General features: G+C 71.7%; 10 protein-coding genes. 4 read left to right on the forward strand and 6 right to left on the reverse strand.

Features of this window, described 5'->3' with window-relative positions:
• Positions 1–10 precede the first annotated feature (10 nt).
• From ABT034_RS29570 to ABT034_RS29585, 4 genes are all read right to left on the reverse strand, one after another.
• The gene (locus tag ABT034_RS29570) at positions 11–2,248 is read right to left on the reverse strand and encodes an acyl-CoA dehydrogenase family protein (RefSeq protein WP_351220130.1); all 2,238 of its coding nucleotides are present in this window, start codon (positions 2,246–2,248) and stop codon (positions 11–13) included.
• Between the two features lie 153 nt (positions 2,249–2,401).
• The gene (locus ABT034_RS29575) at positions 2,402–2,707 is read right to left on the reverse strand and encodes a hypothetical protein (protein WP_351220131.1); all 306 of its coding nucleotides are present in this window, start codon (positions 2,705–2,707) and stop codon (positions 2,402–2,404) included.
• A 365-nt stretch (positions 2,708–3,072) separates the two neighbouring features.
• A complete protein-coding gene (locus ABT034_RS29580) occupies positions 3,073–3,792 on the reverse strand; it encodes an ABC transporter ATP-binding protein (protein ID WP_351220132.1) in 720 nt (239 codons plus the stop codon).
• Position 3,793: 1 nt separating this feature from the next.
• Positions 3,794–5,233, reverse strand: coding sequence for an ABC transporter permease (locus ABT034_RS29585; RefSeq protein ID WP_351220133.1), 1,440 nt, complete (start codon positions 5,231–5,233; stop codon positions 3,794–3,796).
• Positions 5,234–5,424: 191 nt separating this feature from the next.
• Between ABT034_RS29585 and ABT034_RS29590 the strand changes: the two genes are divergently transcribed.
• Both ABT034_RS29590 and ABT034_RS29595 read left to right on the forward strand, forming a co-directional pair.
• A complete protein-coding gene (locus ABT034_RS29590) occupies positions 5,425–6,087 on the forward strand; it encodes a response regulator transcription factor (protein WP_351220134.1) in 663 nt (220 codons plus the stop codon).
• Positions 6,084–7,307, forward strand: a complete 1,224-nt coding sequence (locus ABT034_RS29595; protein WP_351220135.1) for a sensor histidine kinase — start codon at positions 6,084–6,086, stop codon at positions 7,305–7,307. The genes ABT034_RS29590 and ABT034_RS29595 overlap by 4 nt, the downstream gene beginning before the upstream one ends.
• A 76-nt stretch (positions 7,308–7,383) precedes the next feature.
• Here ABT034_RS29595 and ABT034_RS29600 read toward each other — a convergent pair whose 3' ends face one another.
• Positions 7,384–7,629 (reverse strand): hypothetical protein, encoded by a 246-nt coding sequence (locus ABT034_RS29600; protein WP_351220136.1) that lies wholly within the window; start codon positions 7,627–7,629, stop codon positions 7,384–7,386.
• Between ABT034_RS29600 and ABT034_RS29605 the strand changes: the two genes are divergently transcribed.
• Entirely contained in the window at positions 7,619–7,837 is a 219-nt protein-coding gene (locus ABT034_RS29605) for a hypothetical protein (protein WP_351220137.1), read from the forward strand. The two genes, ABT034_RS29600 and ABT034_RS29605, sit on opposite strands and share 11 nt — an antisense overlap.
• Before the next feature lie 57 nt (positions 7,838–7,894).
• Positions 7,895–8,524 carry a class I SAM-dependent methyltransferase gene (locus ABT034_RS29610; RefSeq protein ID WP_351220138.1) on the forward strand — a complete coding sequence of 210 codons (630 nt, stop codon included), beginning with the start codon at positions 7,895–7,897 and terminating at the stop codon, positions 8,522–8,524.
• 25 nt (positions 8,525–8,549) lie between these two features.
• Here ABT034_RS29610 and ABT034_RS29615 read toward each other — a convergent pair.
• Positions 8,550–10,388: hypothetical protein (locus ABT034_RS29615; RefSeq protein WP_351220139.1), on the reverse strand; the 1,839-nt coding region annotated here is incomplete at its 5' end.

Consider the following 10,388-nt stretch of genomic DNA (forward strand, 5'->3'; position numbering starts at 1 on the left):
ACGTGCCCTCTCAGTCCCTCGGGAGGCCGAGCAGGCGCTCGGCGACGACATTGAGCTGTACCTGCGTGGTGCCGCCCGCGATGGTGAGGCAGCGGGACATGAGCAGGCCGTGGACGGCCCGTTCGCCGGGGCCCTCGCGCACGGCGCCTTCGGGGCCGAGGAGTTCGAGGCTGAGTTCGGCGAGTTTCTGCTGGTGGAGCGTCTGGACGAGCTTGCGGACGCTGGCGCCCGCGCCGGGTTCGAGGCCGGACACCTGGAGCAGGGTGGTGCGCAGGCCGATGCACGCGAGCGCGTGGGCCTCGGCGAGGAGGCCTCCGATCCGTGCGCGTACGGAGTCGTCGGCGCCGTCCGCCCGTTCGATGAGGGCTTCGAGGCCGCTGTCGAAGACGACCTGGTCGGCCATGTGGACGCGTTCGTTGCCGAGGGTGTTGCGGGCGACGCGCCAGCCGTCGTCCACCTCGCCGACGACGGCGTCGGCCGGGAGGATCGCGTCGTCGAACCAGACCTCGTTGAAGAGGGAGTCCCCGGTGATCTCCTTGAGCGGCCGTACGTCGATGCCGGGGGTGTTCCGCATGTCGACGAGGAAGTAGGTGAGCCCTTGGTGCTTGGGGGCGGCGGGGTCGGTACGGGCGAGCAGGATGCCGTGGTGGGCCCACTGGGCGGCGCTCGTCCACACCTTCTGGCCGTTGATCCGCCAGCGGCCGTCGTCGGTGCGTTCGGCGCGGGTGCGGAGGGACGCGAGGTCGGAGCCGGCTCCGGGTTCGGAGAAGAGCTGGCACCAGAGGCGTTCGCCGCGCAGGGTCGGGCCGAGGTGTTCGGCCTGCTGGGCGGGGGTGCCGTGGGCGAGGAGGGACGGTACGACCCAGGTGGCGATGCCGAGCCCGGAGACGGTGATCCCGGCCTCGTCCAGCTCCCGTTGGACGGCCAGTTGCTGGAGGGGTCCCGCGCCGAGTCCGTACGGCTCCGGGAGGTGCGGGGCCGCGTAGCCGGTGGGGGCGAGGGCGCGTCGGGCGGCGGCCGGGTCGAGTCCGACGGCGGCGGCGAGGGCCTCGCGGGCGGCAGCGCGGTACGGGTCGGCCTCGGGCGGCAGGTCGAGGCGGAGGCCGCGCCGGACGCCTGCGGCGGCGTGCCGGAGGGCGGCGAGGCGGTGGTGGTCGCCGGAGCCGAGGAGCTGGCGGGCGACGAGGGCGCGGCGGAGCAGCAGGTGGGCGTCGTGCTCCCAGGTGAAGCCGGTGCCGCCGAGGATCTGGATGCAGTCCTTGGCGCAGGTGTACGCGGTGTCGAGGGCGGTGGCGGCGGCGAGGGAGGCGGTGAGGGGCCGGGCGGGGTCGTGGGTGGAGCGGGCGGCGTCCCAGGTGAGGGCGCGGGCCTGTTCGAGCCGGACGAGCATGTCGGCGCAGAGGTGTTTGACGCCCTGGAACTGTCCGATGGGCCGTCCGAACTGTTCGCGGGTACGGGCGTGTTCGGCGGCGGTCTCGACGGCGCGGGCGGCGTTGCCGCAGGCGTCGGCGGCGAGGAGGACGGCGGCGAGCTCGTGGACGAGGCCGGTGCCGAGGGCGAGTTCGCGTGCGGTGGGGACGTGGAGGGCGCGGGCGGTGACCTCGGCGGTGGGCCGGGTGGGGTCGGCGCTGGTGTGGGCCCGTACGGCGAGACCGGCGGCGGCGTCGACGGCGAGCCAGACGGGGCCGTGGGGGGCGGTGGCCCGCAGGATGAGGAGATCGGCCTGGGCGCCGCCGAGGACGGGGGGCGCGGCGCCGTCGAGGAGGTACCCGCCGGGGGCGGGGGTGGCGGTGAGGCTGCCCGTACCGCCGGGGGCGGGGGTGGCGGTGAGGCTGCCCGTACCGCCGAGGACGGGGGTGGCGGTGAGGCTGCCCGTACCGCCGAGGGCGACGGCCGCGATGCGCTCCCCGCGTGCGAGGGTGGCGGCCAGGTCTCCCTGCCCGGCGCGATGGAGAAGCTCGGCGGCAAGGACGGAGGGCAGGTACGGCCCGGGCAACAGCGCCCGCGCGGCCTCTTCCACGACGACGACCAGGTCTCCGAGGTCGCCGCCCCCTCCCCCGTACTCCTCGGGGAGGTGCGGCCCCAGGAGCCCCTGCGCGGCGAAGGCGTCCCAGTACCCGGGCCGGCCGGTGGCGGGCTCGGGGGCGTCGAGCTCCTTGCGTACGTCCTCCGGCGGGACGGCGCGGGCGAGCAGCCCGCGGACGGCTCGCGCGAGCTCCCGCTGTTCGTGCGTGATGGCGATGCCCATGGCGCGCAGACTAGAACACGTTCCATTCTGACGGAAGGTCAGATACGGATCGAGTACGGCGGCCCGGCGTCCAGGCGCCGGTCACGTCGTCGAGCAGGAGCGCGAGCGGGTTCTGCGCGCGGGGCGTGACTCCGCCCGCCATGCGCAGGTCGTTCAGCGTTCCTCGTCGGGGTAACCCCACTCGATGACACCCTTCGCCGCCGGGGCGGCCTCGGCCACGGCGAACGCGAACGAGCTCTCGAACTCCGGCTGCCAGTGGCCGAAGCGGGTGATGCTGAGCGGGAACTGCGTCTCGCCCGACACGTAGTGGACACCGTCGTCGCAGGCCGTGCCGTAACTGATCTGGGCCTCGATGCCCTCGTCGCGCAGCAGCTCGCCGACCGATGCGGCGACCGCCTCGGCCTGTGCCGCGTCCGTGAGCTGCGAGACGGTGAAGTGGATATTGATGTTGACCGACATGGCCCGCAGGCTACCGCCCGCCACCGACAGGGCGAGCTTCGCCGACCTCAGCGGGCGGTGGCACCCAGGCAGTCGAGGGCCGCGCGGGCGAATCCCGGCGCGGTACGGACGGGCGACATGAGGATGTCAGTGGGCGCAGACTTTCCGCCCCGCGATGCGTTGGTCAGCTCGACACGTGCACTTGTCCTGACGCCCCACGGCGGGACTCGTGTGGGTGACGGCCTCGACTCCCGCCCGGCGTCGGGGCCGTCGTCGTTCGAGCCTCGGATCGGTCGGCCGTGGTTGGGCCCCGGCCGGTTCGGCGCGTCCGCCGTGCCGCCGGGTGGGGCCGACAGCGGGCGCCCGAACTGAGGCCCGCCTCGGCGTCAGTTCTGTGGAACCAGATTCCCCCGCTTCAGGACCAGCGTCTCGTCGCAGGCGGCGGCGACCTCCTTGGAGTGCGTCACGACGATCACGCACTTGCCGTCGTCGTGGGCCAGTTTCTGGAAGACCTCGATGATGCCGGCGGCGGTCTCATGGTCGAGGGCGCCGGTCGGCTCGTCGGCGAAGAGGATGTCGACCTCGCAAGCGAGCGCGCGGGCGATGGCCACGCGCTGCTGTTGGCCGCCGGAGAGCTGCAGTGTGCGGCGGGTGCGGTCGTCGGGTTCGATGCCGAGGAGGTCGAGCAGTTCGTTGGCGCGTTGCTTCCGGCGTCCGCCCTTGACGCCGGTGATCTCCATGGCGGAGGTCACGTTCTGGACGGCGTTCATGTAGGTGAGCAGGTTCAGGGACTGGAACACGGTGGCCACGTGCCGGTTGCGGTAGGTGCCGAGGCCGAGCTTGGCCACGTCGCGGCCCTTGAAGCGGACGCTGCCGGAGGTCGGAGTGTCGAGTCCGCTGGCCAGGGACAGCAGTGTCGTCTTGCCGGAGCCGGACGGGCCGACGATGGCGTACATGCGGCCGGCCTGGAAGGCGTAGGAGACGGACTTGAGGACGACGCGGCGTCGGTTGCCGGTGCTGTACGTGCGGCTCACGCCGGCGAGTTCGAGGATCGGCGCGCTTGGGGAGCCGGGTGCGTTGGTGTCGGTGGTGGCGGTGGTGGTCACGTCAGTCGCCCTTCGTGAGGATGTCGCGCGGGTTGAGGCGCAGGACGCGGGCGCCGGGGACGAGGGTGGCCAGGGCGGCGATGCCGAGCCCGGTGGCGCCGACCCTGGCGATGTCGGCCGGCCCGAGGTGCACGTCGAGCGAGTCGATGGGGTCGGCCTTGGGCTGGTCGTCACCCTGCCTGCTCATGCCGCTGGGGTCGCTGTAGTCGGGTTGGAGGCTGTCGTTCTCGGCTTCCCTATGGGCCGAGTCGACCTCGTCGGCGAGCAGTTTGTTGCCAATCGCCTCGGAGAGGAACTGGCTGCCCAGACCGGCGAATGCGATCGCGATGACGGCGCAGGCGACGACCTCGATGAGGTGCTGGCCGAGCAGCTTGGGCTTCTTCTCGCCGAGGGAGAGCAGGATGCCCAGCTCACCGCGGCGCTCGCGCAGGCTGGAGGCGACGATGAGGGCGAGGATGATCGTGCCGGCGACGGCGACGAGCCACACGGTGACCGTCGCGAAGCTCGCGGTCTTCGTGATGGGGCCGACGAGCGTCTTGTACTGCTTGTCGTTGACCGAGATCGGGAAGATCTGAAGATCGGCGCCTGCCTTCTCGGCGTCTTCCTTGAGCTGGTCGAGGTCATCGGGGTCGGTCAGAGTGAAGGTGGCCGACTTGAGGGTGCCGCCGCCGTCGGTGGTGTGGCCGCCGAGCAGGCTGGCGCCCTCGATGTTCGTGTAGACCTGGTTGGCCGGGTCCATCATCGCGGGCACGTACTGGCCCGTACCGGGCGTGCTGTTCGCGTAGATGCCGATGACCGTGAACTCATGCTCCGAGGTATCCACGCCCGGAGCCAGTGAGCCGATCTTGAGCCTGACCTTGTCGCCGACCTTGAGCTTGTTCTCCTTGGCCACACGCTCCTCGATGACGATCTCGTTCCTCTTGGTGTCCGGCTCGACGCCCTTCCCGGCGATCATCTTGGAGTCCCCGTTACGGAAGGCACTCACCTCGTCGAGCTTGCGCACCCCGTCCACCTTGAACAGGTCGGTGCCCATGGTGTCCTGGCCGGCGGGCGCCGGGACCGGCTGGTAGAGCTTGGTGTTCTTGGTGGGGAAGGCCGCCCCGTCGGCGGTGTAGTTGCAGTCGGCGACCACGGCCGACGTGCAGATCTTGTCGACCAGGTCGCGCTTCAGGTCGCCGGCGGATCCGATGGTGCCGGGGTTCTGCCCGCCGCCTTCGCTGCCGTTGTTCTTGCCGGACGCCAGCAATCCGTTCACGTCGAGCTGCATCGTGGCCACCGCGCCCACACTCTTCTTGGCGCTGTCGGCCGCGCGCGCCGCCGCCGACTGGATCAGGAAGCCGGACAGCACCAGGGTGCAGATGACGAAGAACAGGCCCACCAGCATCAGGGACTTGCCCGGAGCGCCGATGAGCCGCCACCACGCACGTTTGAAAAGGTTCATGGACGCCACGCTACGAAGCCGGAGCTTTGAGCTGCGTTTGCGAAAAGGCTGCTCCCGTGCGACCTCATACACGAATCAAAGACGGCATCTGGTAGATGTGACAGAAACCCCGGGAAACGGCCCGAATCCCTTCGGCTCCCACACCCCGGTTTTCAGGGAATTCTCAGGAATGGCGAAAGGGGCCGACGCCCGTGCGGGTTTTGGTGGTCGAGGACGAGCAGTACATGGCGCGCGTCCTGGAGCTCGGGCTGCGTCGTGAGGCCATCGCCGTCGACGTCGTCCACGACGGGGCGACGGCTCTGGAGCGGGTCACGGTGTACGACTACGACGCCGTGGTCCTGGACCGGGACCTGCCCGGGGTGCACGGGGACGAAGTGTGCCGCCGCATCGTCGAGATGGGCCTGGACTGCCGCGTGCTGATGCTCACCGCCGCCGGCCGGCTCGGCGACAAGGTGGAGGGCCTGGGCCTCGGCGCGGACGACTACCTCGCCAAGCCCTTCGACTTCCCCGAGCTGGTCGCCCGACTGCGCGCCCTGTACCGGCGCAGCCCCCTAGCGCATACCCCGATCCTGACGTTCGCCGACCTGACCTTCGACACGCACCGACGCCGGGTGGTACGCGGCAGCACAGAAATCAGACTCACACCGAAGGAAATGGCCGTCCTGGAACTGCTGATGCGCGCCGACGGCGGGGTCGTGAGCGCGGAGTATCTGCTCGACAAGGCGTGGGACGCGCACGCCGATCCGCTCACGAACGCCGTCCGGCTCGTGGTGCACACGCTGCGCAAGAAGCTCGGCGAACCCCAGCTCGTGCACACCGCGATCAGCGCGGGCTACTACCTGGGCACGCAGTGAGGCCGCGCCGCGGCCGCCAGCGCCGGCCACGCACGCTGAGCATCCACGCCCGGCTCTTCTTCGGCTTCGGCGCCGCGCTCACGGCCTGCTCGGCTCTGATGGTGGCGATCATCTACACAGGGATCCGCTATCTGCCGACCTACGACTTCACGACGCCGATCGTCGTGCCGCAGAGCGAGACGACCCCGCCGCACGTCGCACCGAAGCGCGAGCCGGACCTACAGGAGCCGCCCCTGAAGCGGGGCGAGACGGTCGACGCGTCCGGTCTGATCCGCGACAAGGAGGACGTGTGGACGACGGTCCTCGCACTGTCCATCGGCGGGGTGATCGTGGTCCTCGGCGTCGGCCTGGGCGCCGGCTGGCTCCTGTCGAGACGGCTGCTCGCACCCCTGCACACCGTCAATCAGGCGGCGGCCAAGGCCGGCGAGGGCGACCTGACCTATCGGATCAACGCCCAAGGACCCCATGACGAGCTGAAGCAGCTCGCCGACACCTTCGACACGATGCTGGGGCGCCTGGAGGAGGCGTTCGCGGCGCATCAGCGGTTCGCCGCGAACGCCTCGCACGAGCTGCTGACACCGCTCGCGACCACTCGGGCGATTCTCCAGATGACCGGCGGCGACACCTCGAAAGAGGAGTTCGCCGAACTGGTCCCGATGCTGCGCGAGACCAACGAGCGCAACATCCAGGTCGTGCAGGAACTGCTGCGGCTCGCGGCGGCGGAGCAGGAGATCCACGACACCGAGCCGGTGGACATGGCCGAGCTGACGGAACAGGTCGTCGCCGAGCAGCGGGCCGGCGCCGGTGACCTGACCATCACCCTCTCGATCGACACCCTCGAACCCTGCTACGTCATGGGCAGCCAGACACTGTTGCGGCAGCTCGTCGTGAACTTCCTCGACAACGCCCGTACGCACAACGTGCCCCACGGGAGGGTCGATGTGCGGGTGGACCGCGTCGACGACACGATCGTCCTGGAGGTCGTCAACACAGGTCCGAGGGTCGACCCGGAGGTGGTGGACCGCCTCTTCGAGCCCTTCTACCGGGCACGCCCCCGCGTGGCCAGCGACCGCAGCGGCCACGGTCTGGGCCTCGCGATCGTCCGGTCCATCGTGCGCGGCCACCACGGAGCCGTGGCGGCGCGAGCCCGGCCGGGGGCAGCCGGCGGCCTCGTCGTACGGGTCGACCTGCCGGCCTGGCAGGAGACATCGGTCGACTGAGCCCGCCCGTCCCTGGCGGAATCGGCGGCGTCCGCAAGGGCGAGGGCGGCCCCCTTCATGCGGTACGGGGCGGGGATCACCGCGTGCACCCTTCGAGCTGGGCGGGGACGCGGGAAGTCCGCAGTTCCTTGAGGTCGGGGATGTGGTTGTAGAGGGTGCCCACCGAGACGCCGAGCAGGGCCGCGATGGTCTCGATGCTGCTCTCCGGGTTGGGCAGCATGTCGCGGGCGGCGCGCAGCAGCTTGTCGTTGACGACCGAAGGCCGACCGCCGACGCGGCCTCGGGCCCGCGCGGCGGCCAGGCCCTCGTTCGTGCCCTGCACGATCCTCGGCCCCGCCGCCGGCGGACGCCTCGCACTCATCCGGCTCCGCGCGAACCAGGCATCCCTGCTCACCCGCGGCATCCTGCTGCGCTGGCAGTCCACCGCGTTCGGGCCGGCCGCCGCCGACAAGCTGACGACCTGGCTCACCCGGTGGGGCGTGGCGGAGACGGCCGAAGGGAAGACGGTGTGGTTCGAGTGCGACGCGTAGGGCGCCCGTAGGGCACGATGGGCCCTCGCACCCGCGTACCCGCCAGTAGGAGTCACCATGTCCGTGCCCGCGCCCGAGATCCTTGCCGCCTTCGAGGCCGCGAAGGGGTTCATGCCCGTCGGGGAGGGGCTCGCGCTGTACGAGGCGGCCGCCGGGGCCGCGAAGCTCGGGCTGCCGCTGCTCGAGGTCGGCACGTACTGCGGGCGCTCCACGATCCTGCTCGCGGACGTGGCCCGGCAGGCGGGGACGGTCGCCGTGACCGTGGACCACCACCGGGGCAGCGAGGAGCAGCAGCCGGGGTGGGAGTACCACGACGCGAGCGTGGTCGACCCCGAGGTGGGGGTCATGGACACCCTCCCCACCTTCCGGCGGACCCTGCGCAAGGCGGGCCTTGAGGAGCACGTGATCGCCGTCGTCGGGCGGTCGCCGCAGGTGGCGAAGGTGTGGGGCGGGCAGCTCGGGCTCGTGTTCATCGACGGCGGGCACACCGACGAGCACGCCACCAACGACTACGAGGGCTGGGCCCCCAAGGTCGCCCCCGGGGGCCTGCTCGTCATCCACGACGTCTTCCCGGATCCGGAGGACGGCGGCCAGGCGCCGTACCGGATCTACCTCCGTGCCCTGGAGTCGGGCGACTTCGACGAGGTCTCCGTCACCGACTCGCTGCGGGTGCTGCGCCGCCGCTGAGCACGCGGAGACCGGTACAGCCAGGTCAGTAGAGCGAGGTCACGTACAGGCAGTTGGTGTAGCTGTAGCCGGGCTCGATCTTCGTCCTGCTCGACTTGGTGTCACCGGCCGAGGACGCGCCGGTCGTGGCCCGCTTCTGGAGGAAGTGGTAGTCGCCGGCGGGCAGCAGCAGCGTCGTCTTCGGGTACTTCGACGCCGGCCCCGTGCACGCCTTGATCTTCGGCGAGTTGATCAGGATCGGGGTCCGGTACTTCGTGCAGGTCTTGCACGCGGCGATCGTGACCTTGCCGGTCGTCGGGCCCGTGTAGAGCAGCTCGACCTCGCCGGGTCCGTCGTTGCTCACCACCATCACCATCCGGGCGCCGCCGGGAACGTCGGCCGACGGCAGCTTCTTGCCGGCCTCGGGCTCCTCCTCGGCGATCTCGGCAGCGATGGCGATGGAGCGGGCGTGCGCGGCCTGCGGGCTGCCCGGGTACGTCGTGGCGTAGTCCGACATGGCCTTGGCCGCGGTGCTGAAGTCCTTGTCCCTGAAGTGGTCGGTCCCGCAGGCGAAGTCGCCCCTCTCGACCCCGGCCGCGGCCTCCTTCGACACGGCCTCGAAGGACGGGTCCTTCATGTTGTCGAGGGAGGAGCGCAGCGCGCGCAGCTCGGTGGTCGCGTCGCAGGGCTCCGCCCCGCCGAGCGCGCCGGTCCGGGCCTTGACGGCCGCCCGTACGGCCGGCTCGACGCGGGTGGCCTGCGCGGACTTCGGGAAGGTGTCGAGGAGCTCGTTGAGGCTCTCGCTTGCGGGCGGGTCCGCCGCCTGTACGCCGAGGGCCGCCGTGCCGCACTCGTAGAGCGACTCGGCGAGCGGCTCGTCGGTCTTGGCCGGGCGGGAGCCCAGGAGGCCCTTGTCGACGGTGCCGGCCAGCCCCCGCAGGTGCTTGAGCGGCGGGACGGCCGCGCAGTACTTCTTGTCCTTGTACGGGGCGGAGACCGTCTCGTAGTACGTGTCGAGGCGCGCGGGGACGAGCTTCCCCGCCCGCGAGCCGGCGTGCTGCGTACCGAGGTACTGGTAGGTGACGAGCGCCTCGCGGAAGGTCGGCTCGGCCTTGTCGAAGGGCAGTCCGTCGGCGGACTCGACCAGCTTGTCCGCCGCCGACAGCCGTTCGAGCAGGGCCTGCTCCTTCGCCTCGTCGCGGGCCGCGCCGTACGCGAGCGAACCGCCCGCGGGCACGGCGAGCAGCACGAGGGCGAGCGGCAGCGCGAGGCGGCGGAAGGCGGCGCCGATCCGGAGGTTCGCGCGCAGTCCGCGCCGGGCGCCGTCGGCGGCGACGGCGAGCAGGAAGACGCCGTAGCCGGCGAGGAGCCCGAGGGGCACGCCGTCGACGTCGGCGGGGAGCGCGATGACGAGGAGGGCGGCGGTGGCGATCCAGCAGAGGGCGGCGCCGATCCAGTTGCGCAGGAGGACGTAACCGAGACCCAGGCAGGAGAGGTTGAGCAGGCCGATCATGGCGGCCTGGGCGGGGTTGGCGTCGGCGGGCGGCGGCGTGGGCGGCTCGGCGCCGCCGTGTCCGGGGGGCGGGCCGTAGCCGGGAGGACCGTAACCCGGAGGGCCGTAGTGGGGAGGGCCCGGCGGGGGGCCGTAGCCGGGAGGGGTGGTGGGCGGCGGTACGGGGCCGGTTTCGGCTCCGGTTCCGCTTCCGGCTCCCGGTGCGGCTGTGGCTGTGGCTCCGGGCCAGTGGGGCGCGGGGTCGGCCGGGACGGGGGCCTCGCCGTGCGGAACGGAAGCCGCCGCGGGGGGCGGGGTGGGGTTGGTCGCGGCGGGCGGCGCGGCGGGCGGCTGGCCGAAGGCGAGCGTGTGCGGCCCGACGGGCGGGGTCCT

The sequence above is a fragment of the Streptomyces sp. NPDC002773 genome (assembly GCF_040295605.1).
Taxonomy (GTDB): domain Bacteria; phylum Actinomycetota; class Actinomycetes; order Streptomycetales; family Streptomycetaceae; genus Streptomyces.

Bases quoted from the DNA above. Each gene is read 5' to 3' on its own strand.
- ABT034_RS29570 (WP_351220130.1), bottom strand. From the start codon at position 2,248: ATGGGCATCGCCATCACGCACGAACAGCGGGAGCTCGCGCGAGCCGTC.
- ABT034_RS29575 (WP_351220131.1), bottom strand. From the start codon at position 2,707: ATGTCGGTCAACATCAATATCCACTTCACCGTCTCGCAGCTCACGGAC.
- ABT034_RS29585 (WP_351220133.1), bottom strand. From the start codon at position 5,233: ATGAACCTTTTCAAACGTGCGTGGTGGCGGCTCATCGGCGCTCCGGGC.
- ABT034_RS29610 (WP_351220138.1), top strand. From the start codon at position 7,895: ATGTCCGTGCCCGCGCCCGAGATCCTTGCCGCCTTCGAGGCCGCGAAG.